14 protein-coding genes, 1 pseudogene and 2 riboswitches are annotated in these 15310 nt (G+C 69.9%); of the genes and pseudogenes, 12 read left to right on the top strand and 3 right to left on the bottom strand.

Annotated elements, in window-relative coordinates:
* Positions 1-109: 109 nt before the first annotated feature.
* Positions 110-1243 carry a glycine cleavage system aminomethyltransferase GcvT gene (gene gcvT, locus AQJ67_RS09050; RefSeq protein ID WP_062717580.1) on the bottom strand — a complete coding sequence of 378 codons (1134 nt, stop codon included), beginning with the start codon at positions 1241-1243 and terminating at the stop codon, positions 110-112.
* Positions 1244-1280: 37 nt separating this feature from the next.
* Positions 1281-1407, bottom strand: a riboswitch (glycine riboswitch).
* Positions 1408-1506, bottom strand: a riboswitch (glycine riboswitch).
* 170 nt (positions 1507-1676) lie between these two features.
* Here gcvT and AQJ67_RS09045 point away from each other — a divergent pair.
* The 9 genes from AQJ67_RS09045 to AQJ67_RS44885 all read left to right on the top strand — a co-directional run bounded on the left by AQJ67_RS09045 (position 1677) and on the right by AQJ67_RS44885 (position 11500).
* A complete protein-coding gene (locus tag AQJ67_RS09045) occupies positions 1677-2351 on the top strand; it encodes an AAA family ATPase (RefSeq protein WP_062717579.1) in 675 nt (224 codons plus the stop codon).
* A 79-nt stretch (positions 2352-2430) separates the two neighbouring features.
* The gene (locus AQJ67_RS09040) at positions 2431-3222 is read left to right on the top strand and encodes an enhanced serine sensitivity protein SseB (protein WP_062717578.1); all 792 of its coding nucleotides are present in this window, start codon (positions 2431-2433) and stop codon (positions 3220-3222) included.
* A 188-nt stretch (positions 3223-3410) separates the two neighbouring features.
* On the top strand, positions 3411-4211 hold the full coding sequence (locus AQJ67_RS09035; RefSeq protein WP_062717577.1) for an enhanced serine sensitivity protein SseB C-terminal domain-containing protein: 801 nt from the start codon (positions 3411-3413) through the stop codon (positions 4209-4211).
* A 362-nt stretch (positions 4212-4573) separates the two neighbouring features.
* On the top strand, positions 4574-5572 hold the full coding sequence (locus AQJ67_RS09030) for an ABC transporter permease (protein ID WP_062717576.1): 999 nt from the start codon (positions 4574-4576) through the stop codon (positions 5570-5572).
* 76 nt (positions 5573-5648) lie between these two features.
* Complete coding sequence (locus tag AQJ67_RS09025; RefSeq protein ID WP_208614930.1) at positions 5649-7400, top strand: ABC transporter substrate-binding protein; 1752 nt, start codon at positions 5649-5651, stop codon at positions 7398-7400.
* A gap of 70 nt (positions 7401-7470) precedes the next feature.
* Positions 7471-8478, top strand: coding sequence for an ABC transporter permease (locus tag AQJ67_RS09020; protein ID WP_062717574.1), 1008 nt, complete (start codon positions 7471-7473; stop codon positions 8476-8478).
* Positions 8475-9569: an ABC transporter ATP-binding protein gene (locus AQJ67_RS09015; RefSeq protein WP_062717573.1), complete on the top strand. Its 1095-nt coding sequence runs from the start codon at positions 8475-8477 to the stop codon at positions 9567-9569. Before AQJ67_RS09020 ends, AQJ67_RS09015 begins: the two co-directional genes overlap by 4 nt.
* On the top strand, positions 9566-10780 hold the full coding sequence (locus tag AQJ67_RS09010) for an ABC transporter ATP-binding protein (protein ID WP_062717572.1): 1215 nt from the start codon (positions 9566-9568) through the stop codon (positions 10778-10780). Before AQJ67_RS09015 ends, AQJ67_RS09010 begins: the two co-directional genes overlap by 4 nt.
* Positions 10781-10843: 63 nt before the next feature.
* Positions 10844-11500, top strand: a complete 657-nt coding sequence (locus AQJ67_RS44885; RefSeq protein ID WP_079055849.1) for a trimeric intracellular cation channel family protein — start codon at positions 10844-10846, stop codon at positions 11498-11500.
* Here the strand turns inward: AQJ67_RS44885 and AQJ67_RS09000 are convergent.
* Positions 11409-12653 (bottom strand): alpha/beta hydrolase, encoded by a 1245-nt coding sequence (locus AQJ67_RS09000; RefSeq protein ID WP_062717570.1) that lies wholly within the window; start codon positions 12651-12653, stop codon positions 11409-11411. The genes AQJ67_RS44885 and AQJ67_RS09000 overlap by 92 nt on opposite strands.
* Before the next feature lie 133 nt (positions 12654-12786).
* Here AQJ67_RS09000 and AQJ67_RS08995 point away from each other — a divergent pair, with 133 nt between their 5' ends.
* From AQJ67_RS08995 to AQJ67_RS44880, 3 genes and pseudogenes are all read left to right on the top strand, one after another.
* The gene (locus AQJ67_RS08995; protein ID WP_062717569.1) at positions 12787-13686 is read left to right on the top strand and encodes a thioesterase family protein; all 900 of its coding nucleotides are present in this window, start codon (positions 12787-12789) and stop codon (positions 13684-13686) included.
* 64 nt (positions 13687-13750) lie between these two features.
* A pseudogene (locus AQJ67_RS46645) lies at positions 13751-13980 on the top strand (WCX domain-containing protein); the annotation flags it as partial.
* A gap of 152 nt (positions 13981-14132) precedes the next feature.
* Positions 14133-14561: a hypothetical protein gene (locus tag AQJ67_RS44880; protein ID WP_079055907.1), complete on the top strand. Its 429-nt coding sequence runs from the start codon at positions 14133-14135 to the stop codon at positions 14559-14561.
* A 106-nt stretch (positions 14562-14667) separates the two neighbouring features.
* Here the strand turns inward: AQJ67_RS44880 and AQJ67_RS08980 are convergent, their stop codons facing one another.
* Positions 14668-15294: a TetR family transcriptional regulator gene (locus tag AQJ67_RS08980; RefSeq protein WP_062717566.1), complete on the bottom strand. Its 627-nt coding sequence runs from the start codon at positions 15292-15294 to the stop codon at positions 14668-14670.
* Between the last annotated feature and the right edge of the window lie 16 nt (positions 15295-15310).

Below are 15310 nucleotides of genomic sequence, written 5' to 3'. Positions count from 1 at the left end.
GTACGCGCGGGAGTGGTGATGGATGGGGGACTGCTGAATACGCCTGTGAGCAGCGTGAATGTGCGCAGGGTCACGCACGGGGCCGCTGGGCCAGTCTCTCCGTACGGGGTTACTTCTGCCGCTTGTAGAACGGCAGCGCCACGACCTCGTACGGCTCGTGGCTGCCGCGGATGTCCACGCCGACCCCGGCCGTGCCCGGCGCCGAGTGCGCGGCGTCGACGTACGCCATCGCGATGGGCTTGCCGAGGGTGGGGGAGGGCGCACCGGAGGTGACCTCGCCGATGACCTCGCCGCCGGCGACGACCGGGTACCCGGCGCGCGGGACGCGACGCCCCTCGGCGATCAGGCCGACGAGGACGCGCGGTGGGTTCTCCGAGGCGCGGGAGGCGGCCGCGGCGAGCGCCTCGCGCCCGACGAAGTCGCCCTCCTTCTCGAACTTCACCACCCGGCCGAGCCCGGCGTCGAAGGGGGTGAGGGAGGTCGAGAGCTCGTTGCCGTACAGCGGCATGCCCGCCTCAAGGCGCAGCGTGTCCCGGCAGGACAGGCCGCACGGGACCAGGCCGACGCCCTCGCCCGCCTTGGTCAGCGCCTGCCACAGCTCGACGGCGTGCTCGGGCTTCACGAACAGCTCGAAGCCGTCCTCGCCGGTGTAGCCGGTGCGCGCGATGAGCGCGGGGACGCCGGCGACCGTGCCGGGCAGGCCGGCGTAGTACTTCAGGCCGTCGAGGTCGGCGTCGGTGAGTGACTTCAGGATGCCCGGGGACTCGGGGCCCTGGACTGCGAGCAGCGCGTACGCGTCCCGGTCGTCGCGGACCTCGGCGTCGAAGCCGGTCACGCGCTCGGTCAGCGCGTCCAGCACGACCTGGGCGTTGGAGGCGTTGGCGACGACCATGTAGTGAGACGACCCGGCCTCGGTGTCGGCGAGCCGGTAGACGATCAGGTCGTCGAGGATGCCGCCGTCGGCCTGGCAGATCATGGTGTAGCGGGCGCGGCCGACGCCGACGGAGGCGATGTTGCCGACCAGGGCGTGGTTCAGGAAGGCGGCGGCCCCGGGGCCGGTGACGGTGATCTCGCCCATGTGGGAGAGGTCGAAGAGCCCGGCCTTCGTCCGCACGGCGTTGTGCTCGTCGCGCTCGGAGCCGTACCGCAGGGGCATGTCCCAGCCGGCGAAGTCGGTCATCGTCGCGCCGAGCGAGCGATGCAGGGCATCGAGCGCGGTACGACGGGGTTCAGTGCTGCTCATCGGACGTTGTCTCCCAAGGCATGACGGGCGAGGTCGTTCCTCCCCATCTGTCATCGGAACCTGAGAGGTTCGCCGGGACCGCCACAGGGACGATCAACGGCTTGCACCTTGGGTGGGGCCACGCGTCCCGGGTAGAGACGGAGCGGCCCGCTTTTCAGATGTGCCTCGCCCGCGCGGTAACGGGGCCTGAGAGATTCAAGGGAGGGACTTGCTCCTTCGGCGCCCCAGCGATGGACTGCTGGGGACTCTCCCGCGCGGATTCAAACGGCCGGTATGCAGTTGGCGCGCACATCATTGCACGCCCGTGCCCGTCAACGGCAGGCCGTGTCTGTAACCGGCTTGTGGCAGGAAGTGAACGAAAATGTGAGAGATCATCCATTACCTTCTCTTTACGCTCAGTGGGGATGGGGAATCCTGACCCCGGAGGAGGACGATGACGGTGAACCGCACTACGGCGTACGCCACGACCTCGGGCATGGCGCTGCCCAAGCAGCCCGCGGCCCCGGCGGCCGAAGCCCGCGGCGCGTGCCTCGCACCCGTGGTCCGTGATCTGCGCGAGCGCTCCGGACGCAGCCCGCGCGCGCTGCTCTTCGGCCCCCAGGACGTCGTCGTGATCACCGGCCTGCCCGGCAGCGGCAAGTCCACGCTGATGAAGCGGGCCGTGCAGGGCACCCGCATCGACTCCCAGGACACCCGGGACCGCTGGGACGCCCGCATGCCCCGCTTCCTCCCCTACGCCGTCTACCGCCCCCTGGTCCGCCTCGCCCACTACACCGGACTGCGCCGCGCCGTGCGCTCCGGCGAGGGCGTCGTCGTGCACGACTGCGGCACCCAGGCCTGGGTGCGCGGCTGGCTGGCCCGCGAGGCCCGTCGCCGCGGCGGCCGCCTGCACCTGCTGCTGCTCGACGTCCCCCCGGACGCGGCCCTGGAGGGCCAGCGCGAGCGCGGCCGCGGCGTCTCGCGGTACGCCTTCCTGCGTCACCGCCGAGCGGCCGCCCACCTGCTCACCTCGGTGGAGAAGGGCAACCTGCCCCAGGGTTGCGGCTCCGCCGTGCTGATCGACCGGGAGGCGGCGGACGCCCTGTGCCGGATCGGCTTCACGGGCTGAGCGGGCGCGGGGTCGCGCGGGGCGGACACCGGATAGCCTTCTGAGTCACAGACGTGGTTCTCAGCAGGCGGTCAGACAGATGGACTTCGCAGCGGATCTTCCCGCGGACTTCCCGGCAGGGGCACACCTCCACGCGCACGGCGGTTGGCCGGGCAACGAACTGGAGGAGGTGCTCTCGGCCTCCCTCGGCCTCCCCTCGGCCGGCGGCCGGATCATCGAGGTGCTGGGCCGCAGCTTCGTCTGGGTGCCGCTGCCCAACGGCGGCGGACCCGCCAGCGGCCCGCTGGACCTGCCGAGCGTGGAGATAGCGGGCCAGGCGTACGTCCCGGTGTTCAGCTCCGAGGAACAGTTCCGCCAGGTCGTCGGGGCCCACATGTCGTACACCGTCGCCCCCGCCGTCGAGTTCGCCCGCGGTCTGCCCCCGCAGGTCGGCATCGCCGTGAACCCCGACGGCACGGTCGGCGTCCCGCTGCCCCCGGCCGCGGTGGCCGAGCTCTGCCGGGTGGGCCGCACCCCGCTGGACGGCCTCACCTCCGGCGGCCGCGTCAAGCTCTACGAACCCGACTGGCAGGACGACCCGGTCGACTTCCTCGCGGCAGCCTCGGCCGAGTTCGCCGAGACCGGCGTCGTCACCACGGCCCGCCGCTGCCTGGCGGCGATCGAGACGGCCCACCCGGTGATGTTCGTCGGCGTCGAACTCTCCCACTGGGACGGCGACTTGCGCGCGGCTCCCATGAGCGCCCTCGCCCGGGCCCTGGGCCGCACGCCCGCCCCCTGGCCGGTCAACCTGGTCCTCCTGGACGTGGCCCAGGACCCGGTGATCGACTGGATGCGTCAGCGGGTCCGCCCGTTTTATCAGCGGGATTTCTAGGCGCCGGTGACGGGCAGCGCCCCCTCGGGGGCGCGGGGCTGTGACATATGCGGCTCCGCCGCGGGGCGCGACCAGCCACAATCAACCCGCACCGTACGACCGACATCAAGTCCCGAGCTCTCAGCGGCTCCCCCAGCGGAGCGCCTAAGCTGGGCTCCAAACCACGTTTCCCGAAAGGGCGGTAAAAGGTGAGCGCGAGCGGCACCGCGGCGACCGGCCAGGTCGAGCACATGCTGCGCCAGGTGACGCCGGGGCGTTACGACGCCTACGAGGCGCTCCTCCGCGCCCTCGCCACCCCGAACACCGGCCAGGTCTGGATGCTGCTCTGGCACGGCCAGGCCGGCTCCCCGGACGCCCAGTACGGAAACATGGAGGTCGAGGGCCACGGCTACGCCCCGTGCGTCACCTCCGCCCAGGAGCTGTCGGCCAGCGGCTGGAACCGCTCCTACGAGGTCGTCGACGGTATCGACGTGGCCCGCACCCTCTACCCGGACCACTTCGGCCTCTGGCTGAACCCGCATGCCCCGGGCGGCGGCGTCGGCATCCCGTGGCTCGACCTGCGCCGCATCGCCACCGGCCTGGAGCGCCAGCCCGCGGGCCCCCTGCGCCTGTCGGAGCCCGGCATCGAGATCCCGCAGTTCTACGCCCTGCTCGCGCAGAACGCCCACCGCACGCCCGCCGTCCGCGCGCTGCGCCGCGCCTGGGTGCAGCCGGCGCTCGGCGCGCCGTATCTCGCCATCGGGCTCGACGTGTACGACACCAGCCCGCCCGCCGTGGACTCGGTGCGCTCGATGATGCTCCAGTCGATCGGCGCGGTCCCGGACGGGCTGCCCGTCTCGACCGTGGCGATGTCGGACGAGGACGACCCGGTCGCGATGTGGATGCGTGCGACCGCCCGCCCGTTCTACGACCGCGAGGCCCACGCCACCGCGCCGGTGCAGTCCCCGGCGGCCGGGTACGGCTACCCACCGCCACAGGGCCGTTACTGATCATTCGTGGGCTAACCTACCGAGCGGTCGGCGACCCGGCTGTCGTAGGCGCAAAGGGCCCGCGGCTTCCGTTTCCCAGGTGGATCTCCGCGCGTAGATGCGATCGGAAGGTCCCGGTCCGCCCTCATACGCCCCAACTGGCCCGCGTCCGACCGCCGTTACCCGCTGTTCGGATAACGGAACCCCGCAGACAGCATCACGGTTGCGCATACTTTCCTTGCCAACTCTGGCAACAGATCGCCAAAGCGTTGAAGACTCCCGGCAAGACACGGGTCGATAGGCCCTGTGTGCGAGTTCGAGCAACCGCTACAGCGGCAGCCAGGGGGGCCGACGACCGTCGGCCGAGAGGGGTCAGACTCACCGTGACGGCACCGATCGAGACCACCGGATCGCAGGCCGACGCCCAGCCGGAGGCCGTGCTGAAGGGGGTCGAGGCCCGCAGGATCGAGGGCCGGTCACTCGGGCAGATCGCCTGGACACGCTTCAAGCGGGACAAAATAGCCGTCGTCGGCGGCATCGTTGTCGTGCTGCTCATCCTCGTGGCGGCCCTGTCCCGTCCGCTCCAGGCGCTGTTGGGGCTCGACCCCAACGCCTTCCACCAGGACCTGATCGACCCCAACACCTCGTTGCCCAAGGGTGACTTCGGCGGGATGAGCTGGGACCACCCGCTGGGCGTCGAGCCGAAGTTCGGACGGGACATCCTCGCGCGCATCCTGGAGGGCTCCTGGGTCTCCCTGGTCGTCGCCTTCGGCGCGACGCTGCTGTCCGTCGTCATCGGCACCGTGATGGGCCTGGTCGCCGGCTACTACGGCGGCCGGGTCGACACCGTCGTCAGCCGCCTGATGGACACGTTCCTCGCGTTCCCGCTGCTCCTCTTCGCCATCGCCATCTCGGCGACGCTCCAGGGCGGTGCCTTCGGCCTCGAAGGGCTGCCCCTGCACATCTCCGTTCTGATCTTCGTCATCGGCTTCTTCAACTGGCCCTACATGGGACGCATCGTGCGCGGCCAGACCCTGGCCCTGCGCGAGCGGGAGTTCGTCGACGCCTCCCGGGGGATGGGGGCCGGCGGCCCGTACATCCTCTTCAAGGAACTGCTGCCCAACCTCGTCGCGCCGATCATCGTCTACTCGACGCTGCTCATCCCGACGAACATCCTCTTCGAAGCCTCGCTGAGCTTCCTCGGGGTGGGTATCCAGCCGCCCCAGGCCTCCTGGGGCGGAATGCTCAACGAGGCCGTCGACTTCTTCCAGGTCGACCCGCAGTACATGATCGTCCCCGGCCTGGCGATCTTCATCACGGTGCTGGCCTTCAACCTCCTCGGTGACGGCCTGAGGGACGCACTCGACCCCCGCAGCCGCTGACGTCCGCGGTCGCGACACCCGAATGCGGCCCGACGTCCCACCCAAGTGTCCACCTACGAAGGGGAATCCGACCATCATGCGAAGGTCAGCAATGGCCGCGATTGCGGTCGCCAGTAGCGCCGGCCTGCTTCTCGCGGGCTGCAGCAAGGCCGACGACGGCGCCGACACGCCCAAGGGCGCCGGCGCGAACGCCGCGACCAAGGGAGTGGTGAACGCCTCCACCCACAAGGGCGGAACGGTCACCTACGCGAGCTCCGACGCTCCCGAGTCGCTGGACCCGGGCAACATGTACTACGCCTACGGCTACAACTTCAGCCGCCTCTACGCGCGTCCCCTGATGACCTTCAAGCCCGCCCCGGGCGAGGCGGGCAACGAGCTCGTCCCGGACCTCGCGGAAAGCGCGGGCACGCCCAGCGACGGCGGCAAGACCTGGACGTACAAGATCCGTCAGGGCGTCAAGTACGAGGACGGGACCGCGGTCACCTCCAAGGACGTCAAGTACGCGGTGGAGCGCTCGAACTTCGCGCGTGACGTGCTCTCCCTCGGCCCCAACTACTTCCAGAACCTGCTGGACAACCCGGACGACTACAAGGGCCCGTACAAGGACAAGAGCGAAAAGGGCATCTCGTCCATCGAGACCCCGGACGACAACACGATCGTCTTCCACCTGAACAAGGCCTTCGCCGAGTTCGACTACCTCGTCAGCGCCCCGCAGACGGCCCCCGTGCCGCGGGCCAAGGACACGGGTGTCGACTACACCAAGAAGGTCGTCTCCTCCGGCTCGTACAAGTTCCAGAAGTACGACGAGGGCAAGCAGATCGTCCTGGTCCGCAACCCCGAGTGGGACGCCAAGACGGACCCGCTGCGCAAGCAGTACCCGGACAAGATCGTGGTGAACCTCAAGGTCAACAAGGCCACGATCGACAAGGACGTGATGTCCGGGGACACGATGATCGACATCCAGGGAACGGGTGTCGACGCGCAGACGCAGGCGCAGGTCCTGGGCAAGAAGGAGGAGATGGCCAACACGGACAACGCGTTGGGCGGTCGCCTCATCTACGCGGCGATCAACACCAAGCTGGCGCCGTTCAACAACGTCGAGTGCCGCAAGGCCGTCGAGTACGCGATCGACAAGACCGCCGTGCAGACCGCGATGGGCGGCCCGATCCGCGGTGACATCGCCACCACGGTCCTGCCGACCGACGTCTCGGGCTACGAGAAGGCCGACCAGTACGCCACCCCGGGCAGCAAGGGTGACGTCGCCAAGGCCAAGGAGCACCTGAAGGCCTGCGGCAAGGAGGGCGGCTTCAAGACCTCCATCTCGGCCCGCACCGACCGCCAGGGCGAGGTCGACGCGGCCACCGCGATCGTCGGCGCGCTGAAGAAGGTCGGCATCGACGCGGACATCAAGCAGTACCCGTCCGGCAAGTACTTCTCCGACTACGCGGGCGTGCCCAACTTCGACAAGAAGAACAACATCGGCCTGATGATGATGCAGTGGGGCGCCGACTGGCCCACCGGCTACGGCTTCCTGCAGCAGATCGCGCACGGCAAGGCCATCAGCCAGTCCGGCAACTCCAACCTGTCCCAGCTGGACAACCCCGAGATCAACAAGCTGCTGGACGACGCGATCGGCAACACCGACGAGGCCGCCCGCACCAAGGCGTACACCCAGGTCGACCAGAAGATCATGGAGCAGGCCGCGATCGTGCCGCTGACCTACTTCAAGGTCCTGCTGTACCGCACGCCGCACGCCACCAACCTGGTGTCGACGTCCGCCTTCAGCGGTCAGTACGACTACCTCAACGTCGGCACCGCCGAGAAGTAGCCCCGGAAGGCAGGTGAAGGCATTGGCGCCCGCGGACTGAAGTCAGCCGCGGGCGCCGGCGCCGGTCCTCGTGATCTCGTACATCATCCGCCGGACGATCGCGGCACTGGTCCTGCTGCTCGTCGTCACCGCGGTCACCTTCGGCATCTTCTTCATCCTGCCGAAGCTCGCCGGGCAGACCGCCGACCAGCTGGCCCAGCAGTACATCGGCAAGAACCCCACCCCCGAGGACATCGCGGCGGTCAAGGCGAACCTCGGCCTCGACCAGCCGGTGTACGTCCAGTACTGGGACTTCGTCAAGGGGATCGTCTCCGGCGCCACCTACGACCTCGGCCCCACCACGGTGCGCTGTGACGCACCCTGCTTCGGCTACTCCTTCAAGGACCACATCGAGGTCTGGCCCCAGCTGACCGAACGGCTGCCGGTCACCCTCTCGCTGGCCGTCGGCGCCGCCGTGCTGTGGCTGATCGGCGGTATCGCGGCCGGTGTCGTCTCCGCTCTCAAGCCGGGGTCGTTCTTCGACCGGTCCGCCATGGGCGTGGCCCTGGCGGGCGTCTCCCTGCCCATGTTCTTCACCGGGCAGCTGGCCCTGCTGTTGTTCAGCTACAAGCTGGAGATCTTCGGCAGAACCTACGTCCCCTTCACCGAGAACCCCTCCCAGTGGGCCAACACCCTGTTCCTGCCGTGGTGTTCGCTGGCCCTGCTCTACTCGGCCATCTACGCCCGGCTGACCCGCTCGGGCATGCTGGAGACCATGAGCGAGGACTTCATCCGCACCGCCCGGGCCAAGGGTCTGCGGGAGCGGAAGGTCGTCGTCCGGCACGGTCTGCGGGCCGCGTTGACCCCGCTGGTGACGGTCTTCGGCATGGACATCGGCCTGCTGCTCGGTGGTGCCGTCATCACCGAGACGGTGTTCTCCCTGCACGGCATCGGCGAGTACGCGGTCCAGGCGATCACCGCCAACGACCTGCCGCCGATCCTCGGGGTGACCCTGCTCGCGGCGTTCTTCGTCGTCTTCATGAACCTGGTGGTGGACCTGTTGTACGCCACGATCGACCCGCGGGTGAGGCTCTCGTGACCGACCTGTCCAAGACCGGGGCCGCCGTGGGCGAGCCCGTACGTGCCGGAGAGCCGCCCAGGGCGTTCCTCGAAGTGCGCGACCTCAAGGTGCACTTCCCGACCGACGACGGCCTGGTCAAGTCCGTGGACGGTCTCTCCTTCCAGCTGGAGAAGGGCAGGACCCTCGGCATCGTGGGCGAGTCCGGCTCCGGCAAGTCCGTGACCTCGCTGGCCGTCATGGGCCTGCACCGCCTGGGCAGTCGCGGCAAGAACGTGCAGATGTCCGGCGAGATCTGGCTCGACGGCAAGGAGCTCGTCTCGGCGAGCCCCGACGAGGTCCGCCGGATGCGCGGCCGGCAGATGGCGATGATCTTCCAGGACCCGCTGTCCGCCATGCACCCGTACTACACGGTCGGCAACCAGATCGTGGAGGCGTACCGGGTCCACAACAAGGTCGACAAGAAGACCGCCCGCCGTCGCGCCGTCGAACTCCTCGACCGCGTCGGCATACCGGAGCCGAACAAGCGCGTGGACATGTACCCGCACGAGTTCTCCGGCGGTATGCGCCAGCGCGCGATGATCGCCATGGCGCTGGTGAACAACCCCGAACTGCTGATCGCGGACGAGCCGACCACCGCGCTCGACGTGACCGTGCAGGCGCAGATCCTCGACCTGATCCGGGATCTGCAGAAGGAGTTCGGCTCCGCGGTCGTCATCATCACGCACGACCTCGGCGTGGTCGCCGAGATCGCCGACGACATCCTCGTGATGTACGGCGGACGCTGTGTGGAGCGCGGCCCGGTCGACAAGATCTTCTACGAGCCGTCGCACCCCTACACCTGGGGCCTGCTCGGCTCGATGCCGCGCATCGACCGTGCGCAGACCGACCGGCTCATCCCGGTCAAGGGGCAGCCGCCGAGCCTCATCAACGTCCCCACGGGCTGCGCCTTCAACCCGCGTTGCCCCTACGCGGACGTCCCCAAGGGCGGGATCACCCGCACCGAGCGCCCCGAGCTGCACGAGGTCGGCGGCGGGCACTTCACCGCCTGCCACCTGTCGCAGGAGGACCGCACCCGGATCTGGACCGAAGAGATTGCGCCGAAGCTGTGAGCGAGACTGAGACCGGGGCCGCGGCGGCGGCCGTGAAAGCCGCGCCGGCCGACGACGAGAAACCGCTGCTCAAGGTCGAGGGCCTGGTCAAGCACTTCCCCATCAAGAAGGGCCTGCTCCAGCGGCAGGTCGGGGCGGTCAAGGCCGTGGACGGCATCGACTTCGAGGTGCGCCGGGGCGAGACCCTCGGCGTCGTGGGCGAGTCCGGCTGCGGCAAGTCGACCATGGGCCGGCTGATCACCCGGCTGCTGGAGCCGAGCGGCGGCAGGATCGAGTTCGACGGTACGGACATCACGCACCTGGGCGTGGGCGGCATGCGCCCGCTGCGCCGCGACGTGCAGATGATCTTCCAGGACCCGTACGGCTCGCTGAACCCCCGGCACACCATCGGCAGCATCGTCTCGGCGCCGTTCCGGCTCCAGGGCGTCGAGCCCGAGGGCGGCGTCAAGAAGGAGGTGCAGCGCCTCCTCGAACTGGTGGGCCTGAGCCCCGAGCACTTCAACCGCTACCCGCACGAGTTCTCCGGCGGTCAGCGTCAGCGCATCGGCATCGCCCGCGCGCTGGCCCTCAAGCCCCGGATGGTCGTGGCCGACGAGCCGGTCTCCGCGCTCGACGTGTCGATCCAGGCCCAGGTCGTCAACCTGATGGACGACCTCCAGGACGAGCTCGGGCTGACGTACGTGATCATCGCGCACGACCTGTCCGTCGTACGCCATGTCTCGGACCGGATCGCGGTGATGTACCTCGGCAAGATCGTGGAGCTGGCCGACCGGGACTCGCTGTACGCGTCGCCGATGCACCCGTACACCAAGGCCCTGATGTCGGCGGTGCCGATCCCGGACCCCAAGCGGCGCACGCAGAAGAGCGAGCGCATCCTGCTCCGCGGCGACGTGCCCTCGCCGATAGCGCCGCCGAGCGGCTGCCGCTTCCACACGCGGTGCTGGAAGGCGACCGAGGTCTGCCGGACGACGGAGCCGCCGCTGGCGGAGCTGCGTCCGGGGCAGCGGGTGGCCTGCCACCACCCGGAGGACTTCGCGGACCAGCAGCCGCAGGACACGGTGCTGCTGTCCGTGGCCAAGGAGGCCGCGGAGCTGGTGCCGGACGAGGTGTCGGGGAAGCCGGGGAAGCCGGGGAAGCCGGCGGCTGCCGGGAAGGCCGCGAAAGCGCCCGAGGAGACACCCGCCAAGTCGTCCACGGACGAAAGCCAGTAACCGGCTTCAGGCCCCCGCCTTCCTTTGCAAGGTGGGGGCCTTTGGCTACGTAAGAATGTACGAGTGCTCCAGCAATTGTTCAGCCCGTCCGTCCAGCACACGCTCGACCTGATCGGCATCTTCGTCTTCGCCATCTCCGGCGCCCTGCTGGCCGTCCGCAAGAACTTCGACGTCTTCGGCATCGCCGTGCTCGCCGAGGTCACCGCTCTGGGCGGCGGACTGTTCCGGGACGTGGTCATCGGCGCCGTACCGCCGGCGGCCTTCACGGACCTGGGGTACTTCCTGACCCCGCTGCTCGCCTCGCTGCTGGTGATCTTCCTCCACCCGCACGTGGAGCGCATCCAGACCGGCGTGAACGTCTTCGACGCGGCGGGCCTCGGCCTGTTCTGCGTCGCCGGGACGGCGAAGGCGTACGACTACGGCCTCAACCTCACCGCGTCCGCCACCCTCGGCCTCGCGACGGCCGTCGGCGGCGGTGTGCTGCGGGACGTCCTCGCCAACGAGGTGCCGTCACTGCTGCGTTGGGACCGCGACCTGTACGCGGTCCCGGCGATCGTCGGCTCCACGATGACCGTCCTGTGCATCCACTACGACGCCCTGACCCCGCTCACCAGCACCCTCGCGGCCGTCACGGCCTTCGTGCTGCGGCTGCTGGCGATGCGCTACCACTGGCGAGCTCCGCGTGCCTGGAACCGGCGGTCGACGGTGCGAGAGGAGTAGTGCCGCCGGAGCCCGGCGCCGTCCGGATCCGGTGCGACCCCATCACCTCGGTCAGCCAGCGGAACGCCGGCACCACCTGCGGCTTCCACAGCGCCATGGTGTGACCGCCCGCGCTCTTCGGGACGAACACCACGTGCACGGTCGTCGGCGCCTTCGCGACCCGCTGGATCGCCATGGCCGCCTCGTACCCGTCCTTCGGCTGACCCGAGAGGTAGAGCGCGACGCGCGGCGGGACCCGGGACTCCTTGAGGATCACATACGGGTTGTTCGCGGCCCGCAGCGCGGGCGACTTGCCGGCCAGCGACTGGGGCACGGCGATCGGGTCGTTGTAGCCGGACATGCTCACCGCGGCCCGGTAGCGGTCCGGGTGGGCGACCGCCAGCTTCGCCGCGCAGTGCGCGCCCGCCGAGTACCCGGCGACCGCCCAGCCGTCCGGCGCCGCCTGGGCCCGGAAGTTGTCCGTCACCATCTTCGGTACGTCGATGCTGAGCCAGCTGTCGGCGTTCACCTTGCCCGGGATGTTCGCGCAGCCGGTGTCCTTGCCCGGCAGCAGCGTGGTGCGCGGCGAGACGATGATGAACGGCTCGATCTGGCCGCTGCGCATCAGCGGAGCGAGCTGCTCGGGCGCGTCCATGGTCCCGTACCAGGCCTTCGACGAGCCCGGGTAGCCCGGCAGCACCTCGACGACCGGGAACTTGTGATCGCGGTAGGCGGGATCGCGGTACTGCGGCGGCAGCCAGACGTTGACCTCGGCGTCCACCCCCGAGACCTGGCCCCTGAGCTGGGTGACGAGCACACCGCCCGCCGAGCGCATGCCCGGCCCCTTGGCCGGTTTGAAGACCTGCCGCACCTTGGGCAGCTTCTCCAGCGCTATGCCGCCGGTGCCGCTCGCGCCGAGGTCGGCGGCCTCGTGGACATGGTCGCTGGTGCCGAGCAGGTCGCCCCAGTTGTCGTACAGCTGGTTGGAGTTGTTGACCATCGTGAAGACCAGGGCGACCGCGGTGCCCTGGGCGAACACCAGCATCAGCAGCCGCGCGGCGGCCCGCACGGCCTTGGGCCCGCGCACCCGCGACCAGAGGACCAGCGGCAGCGCGACGGCGACGACGCACAGCGCGATCAGCGTGTAGAGGAACGGGGTCCCGGTGAGACTCATGTCCTCATAGAGGGGGAGATGGGTCTCCGGGTTTCGGACGGGCGGGGACACTTACCGAAAAGTTGCTCACATCTCGTCCATGACCAAAGCGGGAAAGCTACCGCTTAGTAGCTAGCTGTTGTACCGTTCACCCATGCCAGAAGCAGCCTCCGCCCCTACGGCCCCGGCGGCCCAGCGGGCCACGATCGGCGACAGCGAGTTCGACCGCGACACCGCGCTCACCCCGCGCGAGCCCGGCGTCTACGACATCGACCTCTCCGCCGGCTGGACCATCATCAGCGCCGTCAACGGCGGCTATCTGCTGGCCGTGCTCGGCCGCGCCCTCGCGGACGCCCTTCCGCACAGCGACCCGTTCACGATCTCCGCGCACTATCTGACGGCGTCCCAGCCCGGCCCCGCGGTGGTCCGCACGGACGTGGTGCGCACCGGGCGGACCCTGTCGACCGGCCAGGCCTCGCTCTTCCAGTACGACGACCAGGGCCGCGAGGTCGAGCGGATCCGGGTCCTCGCCTCGTACGGCGACCTCGACGCCCTCCCGGACGACGTCCGTACGACGGCCAAGCCGCCCGCGTTCCCGCCCCTGGAGCACTGCTTCGGCCCCGAGACTGCATCTGATATCCGACTACCGTCGGGTGGCCCCGCCCCCGTCGACGGCAGCTCGGCCATCGCCGACCGCCTGATGCTCAAGCTCGACCCTTCCACCCTCGGCTGGGCGCTCGGACAGCCGTCCGGCAACGGCGAGATGCGGGCCTGGTTCGGCCTCGCGGACGGCCGCGACGCCGATCCGCTCTCGCTGCTCCTGGCGGTCGACGCCCTGCCCCCGACCGCCTTCGAGATCGGCATCTCCGGCTGGGTCCCGACGGTCGAACTGACCGTCCACATACGCTGCCGCCCGGCGCCGGGCCCGCTGCGGGTGTCCATCACGACCCGCAACCTCGCGGGCGGCTTCCTGGAGGAGGACGCGGAGGTCTGGGACAGCGCGGACCGGCTGGTGGCCCAGTCGAGGCAGCTGGCCCGGGTGCGGCTGGGCTGACGCGGGGACGGGCTGAGATCGTGGTGGGGTGAAGTCCGGCCGCCTGCTCTCGATCCTGTCGTCGCTGGTCTCGCTCCCCGAGGGTGAGGGTGAGAGCGAGGACGAGGGCGCGGATGGGGGCGAGGTCGGGGGCGAATGGGCCACGGTCCGTCTCCCGCTGGGAGTTGTCGGCGAGGCCCGCCAACTCCTGCAGTTCTCGGACCGGGTGGCGGTCGTCTCTCCCCCCCCGAGGTGCGGGAGGAGCTGGCGCGAGCGGCTGCTTCTGTCACGGCCCTGTACCAGCGAGTAGGTTGATCATTAGGGCAAACTCGCAGGTCAGCGAGGTGTCTTGAGGTGCGCTTTGCCCGGCGCACAGGTCGTCGACAGCGGGGCCTCAAGGAAGCCCTAAGCGGCGTTGGTTGAGTGCCCGCCCCAGGACTTCCTCATCTTCCATGGAGCTGTTTCTCATGAAGCGTGCGCGTCTCCTCCCCGCCGTGGCCCTGTTGGCGCTCTCGCCCCTGGCCCTGGCGGCCTGCGGGTCCGGCGACTCGTCGTCGAGCTCGAACAGCGGCGACTCCGGCCAGCAGTCGTCGTCGTGCCAGCAGCCGTCGGGCGCCCCCAGTGGTGCGCCGAGCGGGGCACCTTCGGGCATGCCGAGCGGTGCGCCCTCCGGCGCGCCGTCGGCCGGCGCGTCCGGCGCGCCCAGCGATGCGCCGTCCGGCGGTCCGGGCGGGGGTGGCCAGGGCGCACAGGGCGGTCAGGGCGGTCAGGGTGCCCCCGGTGGGGGGCAGGGTGGCGGCTGTGGCGGCCCTGGTGGTGGCCAGGGCGGCGGGGCGGCGCCGAGCGGTGCCCCGAGCGGCGCGCCGAGCGTGGCCGCCACGGCGACCAAGAGCTGACGCGGGCCGCGGGGCGCGGTACGGCAGCCATACGGCCACGGCAGCCATACGGCAGGGGCGGCACTCCCGGTGAACGGGGGTGCCGCCCCTGCCATGTTCTGGGGGCTCAATCCAGCCAGTGTTCCCGGCCGATGCTGATCAGCCGCATCTGGCGGGTGGCGACCTGGACGACCCGTCGGCGCTCCTCCTCCGGCGCCTCCAGGGCGTCCAGGAACAGCGAGGCCGTCATCAGCATCTGGTCGACGTAGAGGTGGGCGAGCATGCGGAGATCGTCGTCGTTCCAGCCTTCGGAGACCGGGTCCTTGGCCAGCGCCGCCTTGACCTCCTCGGTGAAGCGGGCCAGCTGGTCCTGGATGGCCTGGCGCACCGACTGCACCCCGCCGTGCCGCTCACGGGCGATGAAGCGGACGTGGGCCGGGTGCGTCTCGACGTGGTGGGCGATCAACCCGACGGCCCGCTCTATGCGTTGGTCGCTGTCGCCGGCCGAGGAGACGGTCGTACGGATCATGGGGTGGAGGCTGCCCAGTGCCTCCTCGACCAGGGCGACGCCGAGGTCGGCGGTGGAGCGGAAGTGCCGGTAGAAGGCGGTCGGCGCGACACCGACGGCGCGCGTGACCTCGCGCAGGCCCAGGCTGCTCAGGCTCTGCTCCTCCAACAGCCCCAGGGCCGCGTCCAGGAGCGCCTGCCGGGTCTTCTGCTTCTGGGCCTGCCGGATACCGAGGGTGTGACTCATACCATGCAGTTAACAA

This window comes from Streptomyces caeruleatus, from assembly GCF_001514235.1.
In the GTDB taxonomy this organism is placed as follows: Bacteria; Actinomycetota; Actinomycetes; order Streptomycetales; family Streptomycetaceae; genus Streptomyces; species Streptomyces caeruleatus.
This window is presented reverse-complemented; position numbering and strand designations above follow the sequence as displayed.